The following is a 22,862-nucleotide window of genomic DNA, read 5'->3' on the forward strand; positions in this document are numbered from 1 at the left end:
CTCTTAAACCTTCATTAGGGGAGGGAAGATCACCCGCTTAACGATGTCATTTCTCACACATTAAGCGGGCAGTAGGTCTGTTCTTGCAATGATAATTAGAGACGCATCGGCATCACAACATACTGTGCTGCGTGGCTTTGTGCTTCTTCGATCAAGGCACTGCTGTTAGAATCATTCAAGGATAAACGCACTTCTTGAGTGTCCACTACGCCTAACACATCCAGCAAGTAACCGACGTTGAAGCCCACTTCCATATTGTCGCCTTGGTATTGCACCAACACAGACTCTTCGGCTTCTTCTTGTTCTGGGTTGTTGGCAAACACTTGCAACATGCCATTGGACAGAATCAAACGCACACCACGGTATTTTTCGTTGGACAGAATCGATGCACGCAAGAACACTTGGCGCAATTCCAAACGATCGGCGATCACAATTTTGTCGTTATTACGTGGAATAACGCGATGATAATCAGGGAATTTGCCGTCGACTAATTTCGAGGTAAACACATATTCCGCGACTTTTGCACGAATATGATTGGTCCCTATGGTTAGCTCAACCACATCATCACTGTCATTTAGCAAACGGTTAAGTTCTAACACGCCTTTACGAGGTACGATCACTTGCGTCAAATCACCGCTGACTTGTGCGTCTTCTACCGCGGTCGCTAATCGGTGACCATCAGTTGCAACCACACGCAATTGACCGTCAGCGACTTCCAACAACATGCCATTTAGATAGTAACGAACATCTTGGTTTGCCATCGCAAAGCCCGTTCGATCAATTAAACGACGCACACTGTTTTGTGCAATCGATACCGTCAGATCCCCTTGCATGTCTTGAATGTTCGGGAACTCATCGGCAGGCAAGGTAGACAGACTAAAACGCGAACGTCCAGAACGAATCACGGCTTTTTGCTCATCCAACGAAAACTCAATCACAGCGCTTTCTGGTAAGCTTTTACAAATGTCCATGAGCTTGCGCGCTGGCACGGTAATACGGCCTTCTTCGCATTCATCTAAAGGGACGTGTCCGACCAGCTCAACTTCTAAGTCTGAGCCCGTCAGGGTTAATAGTTGGCCTTTCACTTCTACCAACACATTGGCCAAAACCGGCATGGTTTGTTTGCGTTCAACAACGCCTGCTACTAGTTGAAGTGGCTTTAGAAGTGTCTCGCGGACGACTGAAAATTTCATTATTTTCCTCGTAAACTCAAAGTCTTAGACCATCAGGTGGTCAGAATTCGCATCAGTTGTTTGTAGTCTTCACGAATATCAGAATCCGTGTCTTGCAGTTCTTTAATCTTACGAATCGCATGCAACGCCGTGGTGTGGTCTCGCCCACCAAACGCATCGCCAATTTCTGGCAAGCTGTGATTCGTTAATTCTTTGGCTAATGACATGGCCACTTGACGAGGACGCGCCACTGAACGGCTACGACGCTTCGACAACAAATCACTGATCTTGATTTTGTAATACTCCGCCACAATTCGCTGAATATTATCAATGTTCACTAGCTTATCTTGCAAGGCCAAAAGGTCTTTTAATGATTCACGAACAAAATCTGGCGTAATCGCGCGGCCGGTAAAATGTGAATTCGCGATAACACGCTTCAAAGCGCCTTCTAACTCCCGCACATTCGAGCGTATTTTCTGGGCAATAAAGAACGCCGAATCGTAGGACAACTTAATGCCACTTTCATCAGCCTTACGCATTAAAATCGCCACACGAGTTTCTAATTCTGGCGGTTCAATAGCAACCGTTAAACCCCAGCCAAAACGTGACTTAAGACGATCTTCCAAACCTTGGATCTCTTTAGGATAGCGGTCACAAGTCAGAATCATCTGCTGGCCACCTTCTAATAGAGCATTAAAGGTGTGGAAAAACTCTTCTTGCGTGCGATCTTTACCGGCAAAAAACTGAATATCATCGATTAACAAGGCATCAACAGAACGGTAATAACGCTTAAAATCGTTGATCGCGTTCAACTGAAGCGCTTTTACCATGTCAGCAACGAAACGTTCAGAGTGCAAGTAAACCACTTTAGCGTTCGGATTATGACGCATCATCTCCGTACCGACGGCTTGCATTAAGTGAGTTTTACCAAGACCAACGCCACCGTATATGAAGAGCGGGTTGTAAGCACCACCGGGATTTTCAGCGACTTGTAAGGCCGCAGCATGCGCCAGTTGGTTGGATTTACCCTCGATGAAGTTATCAAAGGTAAACGAATTGTTTAGGTTCGCACCGTGATTAATACCACCTTCCACCTGAACCTTGCGTTTTGGTGCCGTTAACGGTAACTGGCCCTGCTCATAAGGTTCAAGTTCACTGCGCAACCCCGTACTCGATAGCGTCAGTGGTGCTTCAAATTCTAGATCCGCGTGTGGCAGTCCCTCTTCATCGTCCATTAAACCAAAGCCCGGACGATAACCGGACTCTCTCGCCACATCATTGTTAAGCGGACTGACGGTCGGTTCACTTTGAATACGAGGAGGAGGGGAAGATAACTGACCAGCCTGAGCAAAATTCTGCGTATTAACAGCCAGTTTTAAGGGCGGTGCAAGACCGTCACCAGCAAATTCAGACAATAACTCTTTAATGCGCGTTTGATACTTGTTACTCACCCAATCCAACACAAAACGATTTGGTGCACTTAGGCACAGTTCGCCATTTGGCGTCATTTCAGCCTGTAAAGGGCGAATCCAGGTGTTGAACTGCGATGTGGAAAACTCACTCTGCAAGCGCTGCAGGCAGAGGTTCCAATGCTCCAAAGACACGGTAGGCATACTCCTGGTTGGGTGACAGATAAGCGGCGGATTTTACCTTGGTCAATTAAAGTTATCCACACATAATTAAAAAATTGCAAATTACGTAAAAAAATAAACCCATGTTAATAACAGGTCAAGTTATACACAGGAGCGAAAAAAACCTTTTTACGGTGGATAAGAGCGGTAGTTACGCACAGCCTCGTGGTGTTTTATCGCCTCAATACTAACATGTTGATATCTTTTTATCCTTTTGATTTTTAAACACAAATAGTCTTTAAAAAATTACCCTGTGAATAAGTTAAAAGGATAACATTTGCCTTATCCACTAAATGAAAATAACCCTGTGTGTAAGTAATGCATGAAATGTGTGGATTACTTTCTCACTTAATCACAGCAAAATAGCCAAAGTGAGGCATTGAATATATTCACAAAACCCTCTAAAATCCGCGCCCTGATTTGACCAATCAAATGTAGAGGCTTGGCGCGAGCTAACCCTCAAAACTCAAACACTGCATTCAGTGAGAGAATTAAGATGAAAAGAACTTTCCAACCTAGCGTTCTAAAACGCAAACGTAACCACGGTTTCCGTGCTCGTATGGCAACTAAAAGCGGACGCCAAATTGTCGCTCGTCGTCGTGCTCGCGGCCGCAAGGTTCTAAGCGCATAAGTACGCTGATGACCGAATATTGTTTTCCTCGGCACGTCAGACTTCTGAATGCCGGGGATTATCAATCTGTCTTTAATGACACCTCCTCCAAAGTCTTTGCAGGCGAATTCCTTTTATTGGCACGAAAACGAGATGACAACCAAACTCGGTTGGGTCTTATTGTGTCGAAAAAAACGGATAAACGCGCAGTAGGTAGGAATCGTATCAAACGTTTGGTGCGTGATTCTTTTCGCCACAACAAAACTCCGCTGTGTGGTTTAGATATTATTTTTTTAGCTCGCCAGGGCATCAAAGATCTGGATAACGCAACTTTGCAAAAGCGGCTTAATAAAGCGTGGGATCAGCTGGTCAAAAAAGCCTTGAAACCAAGCGGCCCATCCGAAAATAAAAAACGCACTCACAATAATCAGAAATAGGCTGAAAAAACTGCCAAAGGCTGGTTTAATAGCGCGTGAATTTTATCAGGGTTCAATGAACCTATCTGTTTAACCAAACGAATTAGTTGAATACCATGGATTTCAGACGTTACTTTTTATGGGGTGCGCTTTTTATCAGTGGCTACTTGCTGTTTTTACAGTGGAGCCAGGATTATGGTTCTCAGTCCACTCAAAGCGTAGCTCAAAGCTCTCAGAGTCAATCTGAAGCTGTCCCTCAATTGAGCAATGACTTACCCTCTGCAGAGCAACAACCAAACGCGAATGCAGAGATTCCACAAAGTGTGAGTAATATCGCACCTGGAAAAATGATCACAGTAACAACTGATACGTTGCGCCTTTCGATCAATCCAGAAGGTGGTGATTTTGTAGAAGCGGCTTTACTGGATTACCAAAAACAACTTGGACAGCCAGACAACTTTGTGATCTTCGAAGATAATCCTGCTCGTACTTACGTAACGCAAAGCGGGTTAATTGGACAAGATGGTCCCGATGCTTCACCAAATGGTCGACCTGTTTATCAGTCTGAAAAAACGGACTACACCCTAGCCGATGGCGACGATTCTCTTGATGTGAATTTATATTACACGGATGACAAAGGTATCAAGTATACCAAGACGTTCCGTTTCACTAGAGGCGAATACCGAATCCGTCAGTTAATCACTGTTGACAACGTTTCTTCATCCAGCTGGCGAGGCAGTTTATTTGCGCAAATTAAGCGTGACAACACACCTGATCCAAGCCAAGCAACTAGTATGGGGCTGCAACCTTATCTAGGGGGCGCGATCTCCAATGAAGAAACCAAGTACAGCAAAGTTTCTTTCTCTGATATGGCCGAAGAGCCTGTCAAGGTAACAACCTCTCAAGGCTGGATTGCCGTTTTGCAACACTACTTTGTGTCTGCTTGGGTTCCAGAGCAAGGTCAGAAAGTAACATTACAAGCTCGTACCAATGGTGACTTTAATATCATAGGCTTCACTGGGTCACCGGTTGAAATCGCACCAGGCAGTCAAGGGGTTCTGAGCTCGACTCTATACGTTGGCCCTAAACTACAAGACCACCTTGAAGCAACGGCAGAAAATTTGGCATTGACCGTCGATTACGGCTGGCTATGGTGGTTGGCTAAGCCTTTATTTTGGTTGCTAACCATTATTCAGTCTTATGTGATCAACTGGGGTATTGCCATTATCCTAGTCGTGGTATGTGTGAAGGCTATCTTCTTTAAACTGTCCGCAGCAAGCTATCGTTCGATGGCGAAAATGCGCAAATTTGGTCCTGAAATAGCCAAGTTAAAAGAACAGTTTGGTGATGATCGTCAAAAAATGTCGCAAGCTATGATGACGCTGTACAAGAAAGAAAAGATCAACCCATTAGGGGGTTGTTTGCCGATCTTAGTACAAATGCCTGTTTTCCTTGCGCTTTACTGGGTCTTGATGGAATCCGTTGAATTGCGTCATGCGCCGTTCTTCTTATGGATTGACGACTTATCCTCTATGGACCCTTACTTCGTGCTGCCTATCTTGATGGGTCTAAGTATGATGGGGCAACAGATGCTAAACCCGACGCCACCCGATCCGATGCAAGCACGCATTATGAAGATTATGCCGATCGCATTTACCTTCTTCTTCTTGTGGTTCCCAAGTGGTTTGGTACTGTACTGGGTAGTCAACAACACCTTGTCTATCGTACAACAGTACATCATTACAAAACGTATCGAAAAAGAAGCTTAGCTGTCGCGTTAATAGTTTGAGCGTAAAAAGGGCTTCCCATTGGGAGGCCTTTTTTTATGTTTAGACTGACACTCATTCGATGATAAAATCCCACTTTCCAACGTATATCAGAGTTTCAATATGACCGATTTCCAGTACGCCACAGATCAAGACACGATTGCCGCACAAGCCACCGCTCCCGGCCGAGGTGGCGTAGGGATCATTCGTTTATCTGGCCCAAAAAGCCTGGCCATTGCAAAGCAAATTGTCGGCTTTGAACCCAAACCACGTTATGCCCATTACGTGCCTTTCAAAACCACGAACCAAGAACAACTCGATGAGGGCATCGCCTTATATTTTCCAGGGCCAAATTCCTTCACTGGCGAAGATGTGTTTGAACTACAAGGACACGGCGGCCCTGTCATCATGGACATGCTGTTGAGTCATTGTGTTGCCCTTGGTGCGCGCTTAGCACGTCCTGGGGAGTTCTCCGAACGTGCCTTCATGAACGACAAAATGGACTTAACCCAAGCCGAAGCCATTGCCGACTTGATCGACAGCACTTCAGAACAAGCGGCTAAATGCGCGTTACGCTCCTTACAAGGGGCTTTTTCAAAACGCGTTGATGAACTGGTAGAAGCCTTGATTCACCTACGTATTTACGTGGAAGCCGCCATTGATTTTCCAGAAGAAGAAATCGACTTCATTGGGGATGGCAAAGTCGCCGCAGAACTGGCGGGCATTCAAGCAAAGCTTGCTGACGTACTCAAAGAAGCCAATCAAGGCGCCTTAATTCGCGAAGGCATGAGCGTGGTTATCGCTGGGCGCCCCAATGCCGGCAAATCCAGCTTATTGAACGCCTTATCAGGCAAAGAGTCCGCCATCGTGACGAACATCGAAGGCACCACTCGAGACGTATTGCGTGAACATATCCATCTGGATGGCATGCCGCTGCACATTATCGACACCGCCGGTTTACGCGACAGCCCAGACGAAGTAGAGCGCATCGGCATTCAGCGCGCATGGGACGAAATCAGCAAAGCAGATCGCATTCTAATGATGGTCGACAGCCAATCTATTGACTCAAAAGACCCAAGCGAAATCTGGCCAGAATTCATGGAAAAACTGGGCAATACCAAACACCTTACCTTGGTGCGTAACAAAGTCGACTTAACCAAAGAAGGCACAGGTATAGAAATGGTCTCAGGCGTCCCTGTTGTCTCTCTATCAGCCAAAACAGGTGAGGGCGTTGACGACTTGACTGAACATCTAAAAGCCGTCATGGGCTTCGACAGCACCACTGAAGGGGGGTTTATTGCTCGTCGTCGCCACATTGAAGCGCTCAACAAAGCGAACCGCTTTTTAGACGCGGGTAACGAGCAACTGCACGGCCACGGCGCCGGGGAATTGCTCGCTGAAGATCTCAAAGAAGCCCAACAAGCCCTAAGCGAAATCACCGGTGCCTTCACCAGCGACGACCTGTTAGGCCGCATCTTTGGCTCATTTTGTATCGGGAAGTGATAAACACGTAAAAGCATTCCGTGCTCTAAGCCTTACAACTTAGAGCACGGAAAAATCTCTTAACCCACGGTCATTTTGACTTTCGGGTAGCGGACTTTTTTGCTTCTTGGGCTGGCGAGAAAGTAGGCCAGTGTAAGTGGACCTAAACGGCCGATAAACATCAAGAAAATAATGATGCATTCGCCTGTGTAACTTAAGTCTCCGGTTAACCCTCGAGATAACCCCACAGTGCCAAGTGCAGAGACCGCTTCGAAAACCACATCTAGGAAGTCGGCGTGTTTTTCACTGATCAAGAGACCAAAAATAGCCAACCAAGTCACACCAATTGAGATCATGGTTAACGCAAGTGCTTTACTGATCACATCTTTGGGGATTTCTCGCTTAAACACGTTGACTTCAGAATCACGTCGTAAATACGCATAAGTGGCACATATTAACAGCATAAAAGTCACTACCTTAATGCCGCTGGCGGTACTCAAAGACCCCCCTCCAATGAACATCAGCAGCAACATAAGAGCCGTGGTTGCGTCTTCTAATTGATCTATCGCAAGCGTGTTAAAGCCCGCGGTTCTTGGGGTTACCGCCTGAAACCATGAGGCAAGCCATTTGCCCGTTTCACTCAATGGTGCCAATGTATGAGGGTTATTATACTCAATGAAATAAATGGCCAACACCGCCACTGCATTGATGAGAATGGTGCCAATTATCATCATCTTGCTGTAAGGCGAAAGTCTTGCCCAGCGGCGGTTTTTCATTAGATCAATCCAGACAGAAAATCCCAAACCACCGATAATAAACAATCCGCTTATAGTGAAATTCACCACAGGGTCGGCCACATAAGGAACAAGGCTGTCGGCGCTCAGTGCAAAGCCTGCGTTATTGAAGGCACTGATGGTGTAAAAAAAGCCATGAAATAGACTGGTTTTCCAACCTAGTGTCTCGCTCCAATGGACCGCAAGAATTAAAATGCCAATGGCTTCGACGATTAAAGAAAACAGCAACACAGATTTCGCTGTCGAAACGATGCTAGAGGCGTCAGTTTGATTAAAGGCTTCAATGGCTACCGTGCGCTGCAAAAAGCCAATACGGCCGCCTAGAGCAACGAGAGTGACCACAGCAAAGGTCATTAAACCTAAACCACCGCATTGAATTAACACCGCAATCACGACTTGCCCAAAAGTCGTAAAAACCGTGCCCGTATCTTGTACCACCAGCCCTGTTACTGTGACGGCTGACGTGGCAGTAAAAAGGCTATGTACCCAACCAATTGGGGTTGTTGTGGCCATGGGCAGTTTGAGTAAACATGTTCCTATGACAATCAACAATAAAAAGCCGCCACACAGTATCAAAGGCGGTGCTGCCATGATCTTTTTAGCGGCTTTTGGGTGTCTTTCGATAGGAGAAACCGAGGGGTCCCACATCACCATATCAAACCAACCTTGGTACGAGGGATTTTAGAGAAGTGCGTGTACCAGACAACAATAAAACATCATTACCTCGCAGGACAAAGTCCTCTTTGAGGTGCAAAAAAGTTTCCTGTTCTCTCTTGATCATCACGGCTTCAACACGCCCTTTAGACGTAATGAGAACATCGCCTAACGGATGGCCATCCAAATGGGATTTTATGTGTATTTCCACCACATATAGACCATGACCAATCGACAGATAATCGTTCACCATTGGGTAGTTCAACGCCTGTGCCACTCGAACTCCCATTTCTTCCTCTGGATGAATAATACGAGCGACACCCAGTTTAGAAACAATAGTATGGTGCGCACGACTGCTTGCTTTGACCCAAATCTCTTTCACGCCCAGCTTTTTCAGTGCCAAAATGCACAACAAGCTCGACTCCATGTCTTCACCGATGGCCACCAGCACGGCTTCACTGTTAATCAAATCAAGCTCTTTTAAGGCGTTTTCATCGGTAGAGTCACAGATGATCACTTGAGTGAAATCATCAACGTACTTTTTTGCAATCTTAGCGTCTCGATCCACCCCCATGACCGTATGCCCCAAATAAATCAGCTCCATGCTGGCTGCAATGCCAAAACGACCCAAACCAATCACCGTAAAATGCGCCATATTGATTCCCTTTTATTCGTATTTTTGAAAAGTCTTTCGATAATTCAACGATCAGATAACAAGCGATAACCTAGACCAGCTTCCGTTTTGATAACACGCTGATCATTGGCATTATCGTTGAGTTTTTTTCGCAGCTGACTGACCAAAATCCGTAGGTAATGTGAATCTCGGGTATGAGTCACCCCCCAAATGTTGGCCAGTAAATCTTCTTGCATCACCAGTTTGTCTGGCGTTTTCATGAGCATGCGTAAAAAAGCAAATTCCTTCTTGGTTAACGCCAAGGGCACACCTTGAAACCACGCTTGGTTGGTACTGATTTCTAGCTTAATGTCTTTGGTTTCTAGGATGTCAGCAGGTGAGTGGGTATTCACTAAATCTCTTAGCAAAACCTTCACTCGAACAATCAATTCGCGAATACCGAAGGGTTTGCTTAGGTAATCATTCGCACCTGCTTCAAGCAGACGAATCTTTTCCTCTTCTTCATCGCGAGCGGTCAAAATGAGGATCGGCGTGTTGCTTGTGGCTCGTACAAGGTTGACCAAATCCATGCCATCGCCATCTGGTAAGCCTAAATCCAATATCAGTAAATGCGGTGAATCTTGTTGAATCACCTGTTTTGCCGCGGCGATAGATTGTGCACCAAGGTACGTAAACCCTTCTGCCATTAATGATATTCGAATAAAGGTGTGGATTTGAGGCTCATCATCGATCACCAGTATTTTATAAGACGTCATAAGACATTCCCTCCTTTACCATGAGCTAATGTCTCACAGCACCCGGGCAAGCAAATACGAATCAGACAACCTTGCTCAACCGGAACGGATTGAATCGTACCTTGATGTGCGGCAATAATGCCTTTTGATACCGCCAAACCTAAGCCTGTCCCGCTGTCATTTCGCTTGAAAGCATCAACTGAATAAAACAGCTCAAAAATAGTCTCAGACTGGGCTGAGCTAATACCAATCCCTTGATCTTGTACCTCAATAATAACCTGAGGAGTCTTATTATCTGTGTCTAACGACTTTACAGAAATGGTCACAGGCTTGTCTGCTGGTGAGTATCGCAAAGCATTATCGACAACATTAAAAATCGCTTGTTGAATAAGTGACGAGCTCACTGAAACCAGTGGTAGTCTATCCTCAGTATGCAGATGTAAGCGGGATTGTTGCTGACTAAATCGCTCTACAACAAGGTGCATGATAGTCACCACTGACTGTTCAGATTGCTTTGGGACCACCACGCCATGGTGCAATTTCGTGGCTTGCAATAGGTTTTCTATGTACTGATGCAGTCGGTGGCTTTCACTGATAGCACTGTTGAACAGCTCCGCTTTTTCTTTCTCGGTGAGCTTATCCATGTATTCTTTTAATGTACTTAGGGTGCCAATAATGGTCGCCAATGGAGTGCGTAAATCATGGGAAACAGACAATAAAATACTATTGCGCAATTGTTCTTGTTTTAAACGACTCTGCTGATCGCGGTACAGTTCGGCTAACTTACTGGTTACTGCTGCCACCAATAAAAACACCAGCACATTCACCATGTCATTGCGATTAAACATCTCAAATGAATAACGGGGCACCGTAAATAAGAAGTTAAAACATAAGGCTTCAAATAAAGCGATGACATACACCCAGCGGGGATGAAATGATAACGCGACGACAACCACAGACAGCTGCAAAATCAATAAAATCGCAACATTTGATCCCAACCAAAGATCCAAACCATAGCTGATCAATAATGCGCTACTAACGACAATCAAGACGAAATAATACGTAAGCTGGGATAGTTTCATGATATTGCTAGTTGTGACCAAATGAATATGGGAAAGAAAAAGCACAGACGAAACTCTAACAAAGGCCACTGAGATTGGCGCGTAAAAATGACGTAAAAATCGTCATCTTAATCATGACTATCCTTTCTCTATGTTATTTACCTATTGAACAAGGTGTAGTCTCTGGATTTACGTCTTATTTGCATCTACATTTAAAAGGCAGTGACTGAAAATTCAAATTACTCAAGGGAATGGTGTGATGGGAACAAAAGAGCCAAGCACGTCAATAGAACAGAAAATGCGCCAGCTTCGTGTAACGTATCAAAACCATTTGGCAATATACAAAACAGAGATGGAAGACATCTGGCAGTCAGGTAGACATGATCCACGCATGCCAGATAAGCTCATGGCCATTGCCCACCGTTTAGGCGGTTCTGGAAAAGCGTACGGTTTTGCAGAACTGTCTTTGTTAGCGAGTGAGCTGGAAGTGGCCTGCTATGAATGTCGCGGCTTATCACACCAAGAACGCATCAGTGCCATTGCTGATCCGTTGAACACCTTGCTGGCTGCGCTTCAACGAGATTCCGTTGTTTCTACTGACAACAATGACGAGTATCAGCCAAACCTTACACTCATCCCCCAGCCCCATTTCCAAAATATCATCAACATATTGTTGGTGGATGACGATCATGACTTTTCCGCACAATTAAGCGAAACGCTTTCTCTACACGGCTATTGCGTACATTACTTGGATGACATAAACCAACTTGAAGATGCGATTTTTCAACATAATCCTTTAGCGCTGATTGTCGATATGGACTTTTCGGGTCAACGTTTTGCTGGCGCCAACAAGGTGGGTATTTGGCGTCAAAAAGACGGATGCCCCTTGCCGGTTATTTTCATCTCAGGTTTTGATTCGTTTGAGTTGCGTCTAGCAGCAGTACGAGCCGCCGGAAATCATTTTTTAAAAAAGCCCTTGGACATCTCTAAACTGATATCTCTCCTGCATGCTGAATTAAACCTAGCCCCTATTGAACCCTACCGAGTCATGGTCGTGGACGACGACAAAGACCTACTCGGTTTATACGATTCTGTGTTGTCTAACGCAGGTTATAGTGTCTCAACCGCAAACAGTGCAGAAACAGCTATAACGCTGCTTGAGCAAAAGCAACCTGAGCTCTTGTTGATTGATGTTCACATGCCGAATTGCAGTGGCATTGAACTGGGTAGAATTATCCGTCAACATGAAGAGTTTGCTACTATTCCATTATTGTTTATGTCGTCAGCCGCTGACACAGATATTCAGTTGGCATGCGCTCGTCTCACCAACGATGAGTTTGTCAATAAGCCAATCGAGCCATGGCGTTTATTGATGATTATCAAATCAAGGGTGACACGAGGGCGTTTACTGAGGGCAAAAACAGTCTCACTCACAGTATCTGAAGCGACGATTAACCAAGACCCTCTCACGGGTCTTCCAAAGCTTACCAAGATGCGTATTGCGATCGATGAGGCACTAACAACGCGAGATCCGTCTTTGTTTTTTGCCGTACTAAAAATCGACATCCGGCATTTTCATACGATAAATAACTTGTATGGTTACTATTATGGCGATCAAATTTTGCAGCAGTTGGCTTGGGAGCTCAGTCAAACTATCCATAGCGACGATATGTTATGTCGCGAAAGTGGAGATGAATTTTTAGTGCTGACTAAAGGGCATGTGTCTCAAGTTGCCCTGGAACATTATATTCAAACTTTAGCTAGGGCTGTTGAAAGTACACAATCCGTGGAGGCTCAAAATACTATCACATTGATGGCGGACATAGGGGTAGCCTTGGCCACGCCTGAAACAGTTAACGCAGATGAATTATTAGATCATGCCGATGAGGCATTATTCAGAGCAAAAAAAGCGCCTACCGCGGATGTTTGTTATTACTCTTATGCAATGAAAAACGAAGAAATAACTAAGCTGGTTGTGACACAAGCGGTCAAAAAAGCATTAATGTGTGGTGAATTTGTCGCGGCTTATCAGCCTATTTTTGCGGTTAATGACGGACAAATTGTAGGATTTGAAGCCCTAGCTCGTTGGCGACATTCAGGAAATCAGGTATCAGGACCTGGTGAGTTCATTAGTATTATGGAAGAGCAGGGCATTGTCTCTCAACTTACCGAGCAGATGCTTAAACAGGCTCTTTCACAACTGGCAAAGTGGCAAACAAAACATCCTAGATTGTACATGTCGGTCAATTTATCGGCTCAAGATATCCAGCAACCCACATTTTTGACGTTACTGCAGTCGCTGATTACACACTATCAACTCACACCCGCTAATATCGTGTTGGAAATTACCGAATCCCTGTTGTTGTCTGATTGGCAGCAAGCCAATCACGTGATTCAATCGCTAAAAGCGCTTGGGGTCCGGTTGGCCTTGGATGATTTTGGTACAGGATACAGTTCACTCAGTTACTTACACCGCATTAATGCCGCAAAACTTAAAATTGACCGTAGTTTTGTTCAGCACTGGTCACAAACCGGCGACGCACGACTGCTGCACTCGATGATAAAGTTAGGCCAAACCATGAACATGAGTGTAATCGCAGAAGGCGTTGAAAAAACCAAAGAGTTGGATTTTTTACATCAATTTGGTTGCGACCAGTATCAGGGTTTTTTAACCGCGAAACCTATGTTTGTGGAAGAGATTGAGCGCGATAACTGGTTATAGCGCTCAATCCCCAACTAACGTTACGTTAGGATTTGTCATTTTATCGACTATTTTTCAGGATTATCGTTTCCTGCTGTCTCGCTTTGGTTCTGGAAGTAATTTCGCTTTAACCACGAGGAATGAATACGGGCATTGATACCGCTTAGCAGTTCTTGAGAAGAAAGCCGCGACTTGAGCATAACAGCTTCGACTCGGTCGCGCTCTTTTGCAGTCATGTCCTCCCCAGACAAAATAACCACCTTAGCTTCAGGCAAAGACATTCGAATGTCTGGCAGTAGGTCCCAACCCGAGCCATCTGGCAAACCGATGTCCAGCAACACCACGTCAAACAGCTGTTGTTTCAGTTTTATTCGCGCCTCTTCGAGTGTCTGCGCGAGATCAAACTCGAATGTCTCTCCTGCCATCGCACAAATAACATCATGCAAATCATCATCGTCTTCCACATGAAGTACCCGGGAATGGCGCTCTTGTCTCACACAACACAACTGTTGTTGTACCACGTTCAATAAGCGTTGCTGATCAATGGGTTTTGCCAACCAATCAATGTTTGATACATCGCCATTAATCTCTAATTGACCTTGTTCAACCTTGGCTGACACCACCACAATCGGTAGATCCAGAGTAACGGAATGCTGGCGTAGGGTTCGAATGATGTCTAAGCCACCAATATCAGGCAGCATGAGATCCAAACTCACTAGATCGTAACGCTGTTGCTGGAGTCTATTCAGTGCCTCTTTGCCAGTAAGCGCAATGTCCACCTGATAACCTGCTTGTTTTAACATGATAGCGAGCAGGTTTGCGATGTCAGCGTCATCTTCAACCACTAAAATAGACGCGGATTGATTTTCTTTGGTTGCCTCAACGGGAAGCACTTCTGCGGCAAGCTGAACGAGTGGTAATTCAAAGAAGAAGCGCGACCCTTGGCCTTCTGTTGATTCAAAATCAACCCGTCCCCCCATGCGTTCTACCAGCTCACGGGTAATCGCTAACCCCAAACCTGTGCCTTCTTTGGCTCTGGTATCTGAAGAATCCGCTTGCGCAAAGCGCTGGAAAATTCGATGACGAAACGCCTCAGGAATACCTGGGCCGTTATCAACCACGCTCACCGTTACCCTGTCATCTGTGGTTTCAACATCGACAAACACCGAACCATTTTCGGGTGAAAACTTAATGGCGTTAGACAATAAATTGGCCAGCACCTGCATTAAACGCTGGCTGTCTGCTCGAACAAGGGCGTTGTGCTCATTTTCACTAAGCATCACCGCGACCTGTCGCTCGGTACTGTACTGCTGAGTGGATTCGACCGCCTGTTCTAACAGGGGTGCCAGTGCTTGTATCTGCATATCGAAATGCAATTTACCCGCCGCAATTTTTTCAAAATCCAACAGGTCGTTAATCAATAACGCCAGTCTCTTACTGTTACGGTAAGCGGTGGTAAGCAGCTTATTGGCTTTTTCTGGTAGTACGCCAAATCCGCCTCCCACCATTAAACCCAAAGCCCCCGAGATAGATGTCAAAGGAGTACGAAGCTCATGACTGACTGTCGAGATAAATTCGCTCTTCATTTGATCCATACGTTGGCGTTCTGTAATGTCTTCTGCAATACCTAGATAACCCGTAATCTCTCCCGCTTCGTTGCGCATGGTCGTGACCACGAGCGATACGGGAATATGGCGACCGCTTTTGTGGACGTATGTCCATTCTTGTGTCTCAGACCCTTTTTGTTCTGCTTTTTCGACAAAAACACGAAAACCCTCAACCGGTTTATTGAATTCTGCACTCAACAGCGCCGATCTTGCGGCTATTTCGTGACTAAGATGAAAAAGTGCGGGGGATTGTTTTTGGAGCATCTCCCTTGTGGTATAACCCAACATATTCTCAGCGCCTTTGTTAAAGGCGGTAATAAGTCCATCACGATCAGTAGCGATAATAGCCACTTCAGACGCCGCTTCAAGTACGCTAGACAAAAAACGTTCCGCTTCACGGATGGCGGTATCTGCGGCTTTTCGTTCACTTTCCAGACGGTTCATCGCTCGAGCTAATGCCTTTACCTCAGGCCCACCTTGCTCTTGAAAAGCACTGTCGAACTTGGCCTCATCCGCTAAATTATCAATTCGTCGGGTCATTTTTTCTATAGGTCGCGTCAGACTTCGTGCCACCCACGCCCCAGCTAAACTGACCAGAAACATCACGAGTAGAGTGATGAGCAAAAAGTGCTGATAAGAGGCTTTTGCGGGCGCTATGGCTTCTTCGTAGGGAATAGCACGAAGTACAACCCAACCTAGAGTATCTAGCTGCTCAGTGGCAATCAGGTATTGTTTTCCTTGATATGCGATTAAGCTGCCCGCCGGCAAGACTGCCACGGCCGCATCCACCAGAGCGTCTTTACCTTCTGCAGGCAGCGGCTCTGGCTTGGTGAATTTTTCCTGCATGGACACAAAAAGTCGGTAACGTGGATCAATAATAATCGTCGTCACGCTAGTATCTGTCTCTGAAACCTGACTGGTGACAAGAAGAGGGGTATTTGATAAGTCTAACAGGCCCCCTACATAGCCATTGATATCACCACTTGCCGATAGGATGGGCTGCAAAAAAGACAATAAAGGTAAACCTGTAGTACGACCCAAAATGGGCTGTGAAATAATTGCTTTTTTCGTTTTCATAGCACGCTGAAAATGTGGACGATCTAGATATCTCGTACCGACTCTGTCGGGAACAAAACGGCTCTCGGCAAGGGCAGTACCTGTCTCATCAAACGCCAGTAAACCATCGGGGAAAAGGTCATTCGCCACAGAAGATTTACTTAATATGGTTTGCAACGCAGACACGCTAAGTAAATCACCTTCATCGTCTAAAAATCGCGTTGAAAACGCCTCCAGCGCCAGCAAACGCTGCTTTAAAGACAATTCTAACTCGGATGCCATGCGCTCTATTTCTGCAGACTCTCGTTCTGCCACCAGTACTTCGTAATCGTGGACCATTAGACGATATACGGTCGTCAGCATACCACCCGCTAATATTCCGCAGGTAACCAATACCAGCAACACAATTCTCACGTTTAGAGATAATTGATTCATTGACTCTTCTCATGTCATTTACTTGAGCGCTCAAAGCGCAACGCAAGGGCCTTCGTTTGACGAATAAACGATCTTATACGACTTTTTTAAGACTTTTTTTGCTCGGCAGAGTCCCATATGGCACGCACATCGTCGGCCAGCGTCATAGGGTCAAAAGGCTTTGAGATAATATTGGTAACACCCAGCTCATAGTAACGTTCAAGCTCTTCAGGGTGAACTTTTGCGGTCATGAAGGCAACAACAGTGGCATCGGTCACAGACCCTTGTTGGCGTAGTGCAACCAAGGTCTCAGGTCCATTCATATCAGGCATCATCACATCAAGTAACACCAACTGTGGTGCAAAATCATCAATGACAGTTAGGGCTTGAGTGCCAGACTCGCAGACTTCGACGGTCAACCCGCCTATGTCTTGCAAAGCAATCGTCGCAATTTCACGAATATCCACGTCATCTTCGACGTAAAGAACTTTTTGGAGCTCACTCATTGGCAATGTCCTTATAACGATCTGAATTCAAAGAATCTTCATTCAAATTAGCATAAGGGTAGCGTTTTTTCTTGAAAATATTTCTGTGCGTAGGCTTTTTTAAGCACCTTAAAAGCAATTAACTAAAAACAAGACGCTTGGCCTAACATCATAACGGCAGCGATATTGCGACTGGTTGAAATAAGGTTGTATTCGGCTTGGGCAAACAGATTATCAAGACGATCAAGGGCAGGAATAATTGGGAAAATGGCGCGCATCCCTTCAGCCAAAATCGCTTCAGCGTCTTTGCCCAAACTGCCAGCAATACCAATAGTAGGAATTCCCAAGACATTGGCTTGTTTCAACACACCCATTGGGGTTTTTCCATACACGGTTTGCCCATCAATACAGCCTTCACCGGTGATCACCAAATCGGCGCCTTGTAATTTATCCACTAATCCAACCGTCCCCATTACAATGTCAACGCCGGGCTTTAATTCTGCGTTCAAAAACACCTTAACACCCAACCCCATGCCGCCTGCGGCCCCCGCACCTGCCATAAATCGACTCTCCTGATAGCCACTTTGCACTATCACATCAGCAAAATGGCTCAGCGCCTTGTCCAGCAAGACAATATCTTCTGGCGTCGCGCCTTTTTGTGGACCAAAAATCGCAGAGGCGCCTCGCTCACCGCACAAGGGATTATCCACGTCACAGGCGACCTCAATCTGACATTCAGCAAGAAGAGGGTGCACTTGGCTCGCATCAATATCACTTAACTGAGCGAGCGCCATGCCACCAAAGGGCAGTTCTTGATTGGCTTTGTCTCGGAATTGAATGCCCAACGCTTGGGCCAAACCCACCCCCCCATCGTTGGTGGCACTCCCCCCCAAGCCTAAAATGATGTGCTTAATGCCTCGTTCAAGGGCGTCTTTGATTAATTCCCCCGTGCCATAGCTGGTGGTCTTTAGAGGGTTTCGTTGGTCTCTGAGTACGAGATGCAACCCTGACGCGGACGCCATTTCAATCACGGCAGTGGTGGATGTATTCCCCTCTACCGGGCCTAAAATGCCGTATTGTGCCTTCACTTTATTGCCCAATGGCCCCATCACGTCAAGATCAATGACATGCCCCTGAGTCGCGTCCACCATGGATTGCACCGTCCCTTCACCGCCATCCGCCATCGGTACTTTGATGTATTGAGCTAAAGGAAATACCTGACGAAAGCCGACCTCAATGGCATTCGCCACTTCAAGAGCGGTTAGGCTTTCTTTAAAAGAATCAGGGGCAATCACAATCTTCATATGGACTCCGTTAATGATGTATTTTCACTAGAATTCGACCTCGTACTTGTCCATCAAGCAATTTGTGGGCCGTTTCTACCACGTCTTCTAAGCCAATCTCTTCTCCTATGGCAACGAAGTCTTCGGGTTGCAGCAGCTCACTAAGACGCTGCCACGCTTCTATTCGGTCCGCTTTTGGGCGCATGACGCTGTCGATACCAATCAGTTTGACGCCTCGTAAAATGAACGGCGCAACAGAAGCCGAGAAGTCCATGCCTTGCGCTAGGCCGCAAGCGGTTACCACACCGCCGTATTTTGTACTCGCACAGGCATTGGCTAAAGTGTGGCTACCGACACAGTCAACAACGCCGGCCCAACGTTCTTTTTGCAAAGGCTTACCCGGTTCAGAAAGCGTGTTGCGATCAATGATTTCATTAGCGCCAAGGCTTTTCAAATACTCGCTTTCTTCCATACGACCTGTGGAAGCCACTACCTGATAACCCAGACGATTAAGCAAACGAATAGCAAAGCTGCCCACGCCACCGTTACCGCCCGTTACTAAAATCTCTCCGGAATCCGGTGTCACGCCTTGCTTTTCCAGTGCCAACACAGACAACATCGCAGTGTATCCCGCTGTACCTATTATCATAGCCTGTTTAGGATCTATTCCCGTCGGAAGCGGTATTAGCCAATCGCTTTTGAGGCGCGCCTTCTCCGCCATTCCACCCCAATGGGTCTCACCGACACCAAAACCGTTCAACAGTACCCAGTCACCTTGCGCAAAAGCACCTGAGTCACATTGGGTGACTTTCCCCACTAAGTCGATACCCGGCACCATAGGAAAAGAGCGCACCACGGGGGATTTCCCAGTAATAGCCAAACCGTCTTTAAAGTTGATACTGGTGTAATGTACATCCAGTAAAACATCGCCTTCAGGCAGTTGGTTTTCTTTTAGCTCAACAAGGGATGCCACGCTTTTCTTGTCTTCTTGGGTAATCAATAAACCTTTAAACATAAATCCTCCACTTTAGACCGTTCGTCTAGTTAAATAGCTAAAAACTCAGGCTTGCTGCCTGGTGTATTGTTAATGGGTTGTATTTTGAATCGCTTGAATGAAAAAATTTATAAATAAGCGTAATGGCTGAGTACTTTTTACTAATCTTGAACGATGAACCGCGCCTTCCCACCCAATCCAAAATGCTTGAGAAGTTTCTTCAATACTGTCTTGTAGATCGATTTCGCCTTGTTTTTGGCTTTCTGATAAACAGGTCGCAACGCGTGACTGCCAGCTTCGATAGGTCGCTTGTAACTGCTCTCGAAATGCTTCTGACAAAAGACTGGATTCTTGCTCCAAGTTGCCAACTAAACAGCCGCGCCTAAATTCATGGCGGACAATGCCATCCTGGGCGTCTTGGGCAAAACGCTGTAATCGCTCTAGGGGAGAAAAAGCCTCATCCAGTAAGAAACCATCTAACTTAGCTTCAAAATAACGGCGATAACGCGCTAAGACGGCCAAACCGAACGATTCTTTACTAGAAAAATAATGATAGAAAGACCCTTTTGGTACACCGACAGACTTTAGAATAGGGTCGATACCACTGCGAATAAATCCAGACTCCGTCAACATCAGCATACCGGCACGCAGCAAAGCCTCTTTGGTATCCAAAGAATCGCTTGGTTGTTTTTTAGGACGACCACGACGGGGTTTATTAGGCAGATTAATGATGGTATCTGATTCATCAAGGATAGAGAGCAAGTGTGTATACCTAGGCAATAAAAAACATAAGTATTAATTTAGACCAATCGTCTATTTAATTCAATAAAATTAATTTAATAAAGAAAAAATTATATTACTGCGTCTTCTCTTAGCTTGTCTTTTGTCGGAGGTGCGCCGAAGTAGCGTTTATAGTCACGGCTAAATTGATGCACACTTTTATAACCAACTTCTAAAGCAATCTGACTAACATTGAGTTGTCCTTGGTTTAACAGCATTTGCGCTTTCAAAAGGCGCAGTCGCTTCAAGTACTGCAAAGGGGAAGAACCTGCGATGGCTTTAAAATGGTGATGGAAACTCGAAACGCTCATGTTGGCGTCTCCAGCAAGTTGTTCTACTCGAACGTCTTGATCCAGTTGAAGATGCAATTGTTTCAGGGCATTTACTATGAGTGAAAAACGCCCTTGATTTACCACTAAGGCCCGTAGTGCAGCACCTTGTGGGCTTTGTAACGCTTCAAAAATCACCTCTCTCACTCGGCTTTCCCCCATGACTTTGGCGGTGTATGGATCATGCAACGCCTTTATAAGACGAGACACAGATTCGATCATGTCATCACTCATTGGGACGGATGACATGGGAAAATGAGTAACAGATGGCTGCAGGTTATCTTCAGAAGACACAGTGACTAACTCGGACAATAAAACAGGGTCGACGTCAATAGAGACTCCAAAAAGCGGTTCTTGTTGGCTGGCAAAGGTTTCGCATTCGAAAGGCAAGGGCAAGGTTTGAACCAAATAGTGACCCGAGTTGTAGTGAATCTCACGATCACCCAAATAACCAATTTTTCGACCCTGAACAATAATTGTGAGACCAGGGCGGTAAATAAGCGGCATACGAGGTAAAGATTTTGCACACCTCATGAGACGAACATGAGGAATTAAGGTATCAGAGAAACCATCTTCGCTGACCAGAGGTTTGATCAAATCTATTAAACTATTTCCCGTCATCTTTGAGGTACTCATCAGCCAATATTCATGAATTTATTATTTAAATCAGATTGTGTAGGAAAAGTTAAGTTTTCGCCACTTAGAGAAATAGGCAAAACAATCCCAAGAATGCACAACACAAAGCTAACGTATTTACTCTACACTGGTTAGGACCTATTTCATGTTCAAACACTGGAGTAAATATTTATGAGTCAAGCAAAATCCTATGCCGCCCTTTCTGCAACCACCCCTTTAGTCCCTTTTTCTTTTGAGCGTCGTGCGCTGCGCGAAGATGATGTCAATATCGACATTCTCTATTGTGGTGTTTGTCACTCAGATATTCACATAGCCGAAAGTGATTGGGGACCCAGTGAATACCCTGTGGTTCCTGGCCATGAAATTATTGGTCGTGTGATGGCTGTTGGTAACAAGGTTAGCCAATATAAAGTAGGCGACATTGTCGGTGTGGGTTGTATGGTCGATTCGTGCCAGCATTGTTCCCACTGTGCTGCTGATTTAGAGCAATACTGTCAAGATGGCCCAGTAGGCACTTACGGTGCTCACGATCTGATTGATGGAACATTAACCTATGGTGGTTACTCGGATCACATTGTGGTCCGTGAAAAATTTGTTCTGACTATTCCCAGTGTATTAAATATCAGTAAAGCCGCGCCTTTATTGTGTGCTGGCATCACCACGTATTCTCCGCTTCGCCATCATGGTGTCAAAGCCGGTGATAAAGTGGGCATTCTTGGGATGGGGGGGCTTGGCCACATGGGCGTGAAATTTGCGAAAGCGCTGGGAGCCGAAGTGACCATTTTCACTCGTTCAGAAAGCAAAGTCGCAGAAGCGAAGAAACAAGGAGCGGATCACGTTATTGTCTCGACAGACGAGGCACAAATGCAAGCTGCAGCATTTCAATTCGACTATTTACTCGACACCATTCCTGTCCAACATGATTTAAATCCTTATTTAAACTGTCTGAAAGTGGATGGCACACATATCTTAGTGGGATTAATTGAGCCAATGAATCCGCCCGTTCACTCAGCTAACCTTGTTATAAAACGTCGTGTACTGACAGGCTCGCTGATTGGTGGCATTGCCGAAACTCAGGAAATGTTGGATTTTTGTGCGCAACACGACATTGAGTGTGATGCTGAGATGATCTCAATTCAAGACATTAACCAAGCTTACCAACGTTTGAAACAAGGCAATGTAAAATACCGCTTTATTATTGACATGCAGAGTCTAAAGAATCTGAAATAAGCGCTTCAGCAACACAAAGTATTCTTCAAACGCCAGCGACACATTCAGTGTCGTTGGCGTTTTTTTTCGTCTTGTAGAAGCTCTTTTGCGATAAAAAGCGCGTTTTTCATCAAGTTACACACAATCTTAGCGGCTTTTTAACGCACTCAACCTTGTGCACAAGTAGTAAGGCGTTTTTGTCAAGCCACTAACATGCCATATTATGCACATTCTTTATTGAGCGGAAATGTGAAGTTTTCACTTTTTTTATCTTTTTTGCCTGTGGATTGTTTTTTAAGATCGAGACGTGGAAAAAGACGTTTTAATCAACTAAAAACTATATTTTTCAAGGATATAATAGAAAAAATAGTTTTTTTAAAGCTTGTTGATAAGTATGGTGATATATCGATAAGA

At 45.4% G+C, this 22,862-nt stretch carries 18 protein-coding genes; 6 read left to right on the plus strand and 12 right to left on the minus strand.

Going from position 1 to position 22,862, the window contains the following annotated elements; genetic code table 11:
- Positions 1-95 precede the first annotated feature (95 nt).
- Complete coding sequence (gene dnaN, locus EBI00_RS07250; protein WP_123095247.1) at positions 96-1,193, minus strand: DNA polymerase III subunit beta; 1,098 nt, start codon at positions 1,191-1,193, stop codon at positions 96-98.
- 32 nt (positions 1,194-1,225) lie between these two features.
- Positions 1,226-2,785, minus strand: a complete 1,560-nt coding sequence (gene dnaA / locus EBI00_RS07255; RefSeq protein ID WP_421930365.1) for a chromosomal replication initiator protein DnaA — start codon at positions 2,783-2,785, stop codon at positions 1,226-1,228.
- 514 nt (positions 2,786-3,299) lie between these two features.
- Between dnaA and rpmH the strand changes: the two genes are divergently transcribed.
- From rpmH to mnmE, 4 genes are all read left to right on the plus strand, one after another.
- On the plus strand, positions 3,300-3,434 hold the full coding sequence (gene rpmH, locus EBI00_RS07260; protein ID WP_084035504.1) for a 50S ribosomal protein L34: 135 nt from the start codon (positions 3,300-3,302) through the stop codon (positions 3,432-3,434).
- A gap of 8 nt (positions 3,435-3,442) precedes the next feature.
- Positions 3,443-3,850 carry a ribonuclease P protein component gene (gene rnpA, locus EBI00_RS07265; protein ID WP_123095248.1) on the plus strand — a complete coding sequence of 136 codons (408 nt, stop codon included), beginning with the start codon at positions 3,443-3,445 and terminating at the stop codon, positions 3,848-3,850.
- Between the two features lie 95 nt (positions 3,851-3,945).
- Positions 3,946-5,598 (plus strand): membrane protein insertase YidC, encoded by a 1,653-nt coding sequence (yidC, locus tag EBI00_RS07270; RefSeq protein ID WP_123095249.1) that lies wholly within the window; start codon positions 3,946-3,948, stop codon positions 5,596-5,598.
- A 120-nt stretch (positions 5,599-5,718) separates the two neighbouring features.
- A complete protein-coding gene (mnmE, locus tag EBI00_RS07275; RefSeq protein ID WP_123095250.1) occupies positions 5,719-7,098 on the plus strand; it encodes a tRNA uridine-5-carboxymethylaminomethyl(34) synthesis GTPase MnmE in 1,380 nt (459 codons plus the stop codon).
- Between the two features lie 59 nt (positions 7,099-7,157).
- Here the strand turns inward: mnmE and EBI00_RS07280 are convergent, their stop codons facing one another.
- From EBI00_RS07280 to EBI00_RS07295, 4 genes are read right to left on the minus strand one after another with little or no spacing between them, the layout of a single operon-like run.
- Positions 7,158-8,525 (minus strand): TrkH family potassium uptake protein, encoded by a 1,368-nt coding sequence (locus tag EBI00_RS07280; protein WP_123095251.1) that lies wholly within the window; start codon positions 8,523-8,525, stop codon positions 7,158-7,160.
- 1 nt (position 8,526) lies between these two features.
- Entirely contained in the window at positions 8,527-9,180 is a 654-nt protein-coding gene (locus EBI00_RS07285) for a potassium channel family protein (RefSeq protein ID WP_123095252.1), read from the minus strand.
- A 44-nt stretch (positions 9,181-9,224) separates the two neighbouring features.
- Positions 9,225-9,914 (minus strand): response regulator transcription factor, encoded by a 690-nt coding sequence (locus tag EBI00_RS07290; RefSeq protein WP_123095253.1) that lies wholly within the window; start codon positions 9,912-9,914, stop codon positions 9,225-9,227.
- Positions 9,911-10,975, minus strand: coding sequence for a sensor histidine kinase (locus tag EBI00_RS07295; protein WP_123095409.1), 1,065 nt, complete (start codon positions 10,973-10,975; stop codon positions 9,911-9,913). Before EBI00_RS07295 ends, EBI00_RS07290 begins: the two co-directional genes overlap by 4 nt.
- A 238-nt stretch (positions 10,976-11,213) precedes the next feature.
- Between EBI00_RS07295 and EBI00_RS07300 the strand changes: the two genes are divergently transcribed.
- On the plus strand, positions 11,214-13,676 hold the full coding sequence (locus EBI00_RS07300; protein WP_123095254.1) for an EAL domain-containing protein: 2,463 nt from the start codon (positions 11,214-11,216) through the stop codon (positions 13,674-13,676).
- A gap of 47 nt (positions 13,677-13,723) precedes the next feature.
- Here the strand turns inward: EBI00_RS07300 and EBI00_RS07305 are convergent, their stop codons facing one another.
- From EBI00_RS07305 to EBI00_RS07330, 6 genes are all read right to left on the minus strand, one after another.
- Positions 13,724-16,753: an ATP-binding protein gene (locus tag EBI00_RS07305; RefSeq protein ID WP_123095255.1), complete on the minus strand. Its 3,030-nt coding sequence runs from the start codon at positions 16,751-16,753 to the stop codon at positions 13,724-13,726.
- An 86-nt stretch (positions 16,754-16,839) separates the two neighbouring features.
- Positions 16,840-17,238: a response regulator gene (locus tag EBI00_RS07310; protein WP_123095256.1), complete on the minus strand. Its 399-nt coding sequence runs from the start codon at positions 17,236-17,238 to the stop codon at positions 16,840-16,842.
- Positions 17,239-17,360: 122 nt separating this feature from the next.
- Positions 17,361-18,521, minus strand: coding sequence for a glycerate kinase (locus EBI00_RS07315; RefSeq protein ID WP_123095257.1), 1,161 nt, complete (start codon positions 18,519-18,521; stop codon positions 17,361-17,363).
- A gap of 10 nt (positions 18,522-18,531) precedes the next feature.
- The gene (gene acuI, locus EBI00_RS07320) at positions 18,532-19,515 is read right to left on the minus strand and encodes an acrylyl-CoA reductase (NADPH) (RefSeq protein WP_123095258.1); all 984 of its coding nucleotides are present in this window, start codon (positions 19,513-19,515) and stop codon (positions 18,532-18,534) included.
- Between the two features lie 69 nt (positions 19,516-19,584).
- Positions 19,585-20,256, minus strand: coding sequence for an acrylate utilization transcriptional regulator AcuR (acuR, locus tag EBI00_RS07325; RefSeq protein ID WP_241556977.1), 672 nt, complete (start codon positions 20,254-20,256; stop codon positions 19,585-19,587).
- Between the two features lie 89 nt (positions 20,257-20,345).
- Positions 20,346-21,224: an AraC family transcriptional regulator gene (locus tag EBI00_RS07330; protein ID WP_241556978.1), complete on the minus strand. Its 879-nt coding sequence runs from the start codon at positions 21,222-21,224 to the stop codon at positions 20,346-20,348.
- 186 nt (positions 21,225-21,410) lie between these two features.
- On the opposite strand from EBI00_RS07330, the gene EBI00_RS07335 reads away from it, so the two are divergent.
- Positions 21,411-22,469, plus strand: coding sequence for an NAD(P)-dependent alcohol dehydrogenase (locus EBI00_RS07335; protein WP_123095260.1), 1,059 nt, complete (start codon positions 21,411-21,413; stop codon positions 22,467-22,469).
- Positions 22,470-22,862 lie beyond the last annotated feature (393 nt).

Origin of the sequence: Marinomonas hwangdonensis (assembly GCF_003721245.1) — a bacterium.
Classification (GTDB): domain Bacteria; phylum Pseudomonadota; class Gammaproteobacteria; order Pseudomonadales; family Marinomonadaceae; genus Marinomonas; species Marinomonas hwangdonensis.

What these genes read in the sequence shown, in the direction of transcription:
- dnaN (WP_123095247.1), bottom strand. Translation starts at nt 1,193, where the DNA reads ATGAAATTTTCAGTCGTCCGCGAGACACTTCTAAAGCCACTTCAACTA.
- dnaA (WP_421930365.1), bottom strand. Translation starts at nt 2,785, where the DNA reads ATGCCTACCGTGTCTTTGGAGCATTGGAACCTCTGCCTGCAGCGCTTG.
- rpmH (WP_084035504.1), top strand. Translation starts at nt 3,300, where the DNA reads ATGAAAAGAACTTTCCAACCTAGCGTTCTAAAACGCAAACGTAACCAC.
- rnpA (WP_123095248.1), top strand. Translation starts at nt 3,443, where the DNA reads ATGACCGAATATTGTTTTCCTCGGCACGTCAGACTTCTGAATGCCGGG.
- yidC (WP_123095249.1), top strand. Translation starts at nt 3,946, where the DNA reads ATGGATTTCAGACGTTACTTTTTATGGGGTGCGCTTTTTATCAGTGGC.
- mnmE (WP_123095250.1), top strand. Translation starts at nt 5,719, where the DNA reads ATGACCGATTTCCAGTACGCCACAGATCAAGACACGATTGCCGCACAA.
- EBI00_RS07280 (WP_123095251.1), bottom strand. Translation starts at nt 8,525, where the DNA reads ATGGTGATGTGGGACCCCTCGGTTTCTCCTATCGAAAGACACCCAAAA.
- EBI00_RS07285 (WP_123095252.1), bottom strand. Translation starts at nt 9,180, where the DNA reads ATGGCGCATTTTACGGTGATTGGTTTGGGTCGTTTTGGCATTGCAGCC.
- EBI00_RS07290 (WP_123095253.1), bottom strand. Translation starts at nt 9,914, where the DNA reads ATGACGTCTTATAAAATACTGGTGATCGATGATGAGCCTCAAATCCAC.
- EBI00_RS07295 (WP_123095409.1), bottom strand. Translation starts at nt 10,975, where the DNA reads ATGAAACTATCCCAGCTTACGTATTATTTCGTCTTGATTGTCGTTAGT.
- EBI00_RS07300 (WP_123095254.1), top strand. Translation starts at nt 11,214, where the DNA reads ATGGGAACAAAAGAGCCAAGCACGTCAATAGAACAGAAAATGCGCCAG.
- EBI00_RS07305 (WP_123095255.1), bottom strand. Translation starts at nt 16,753, where the DNA reads ATGAATCAATTATCTCTAAACGTGAGAATTGTGTTGCTGGTATTGGTT.
- EBI00_RS07310 (WP_123095256.1), bottom strand. Translation starts at nt 17,238, where the DNA reads ATGAGTGAGCTCCAAAAAGTTCTTTACGTCGAAGATGACGTGGATATT.
- EBI00_RS07315 (WP_123095257.1), bottom strand. Translation starts at nt 18,521, where the DNA reads ATGAAGATTGTGATTGCCCCTGATTCTTTTAAAGAAAGCCTAACCGCT.
- acuI (WP_123095258.1), bottom strand. Translation starts at nt 19,515, where the DNA reads ATGTTTAAAGGTTTATTGATTACCCAAGAAGACAAGAAAAGCGTGGCA.
- EBI00_RS07330 (WP_241556978.1), bottom strand. Translation starts at nt 21,224, where the DNA reads ATGACGGGAAATAGTTTAATAGATTTGATCAAACCTCTGGTCAGCGAA.
- EBI00_RS07335 (WP_123095260.1), top strand. Translation starts at nt 21,411, where the DNA reads ATGAGTCAAGCAAAATCCTATGCCGCCCTTTCTGCAACCACCCCTTTA.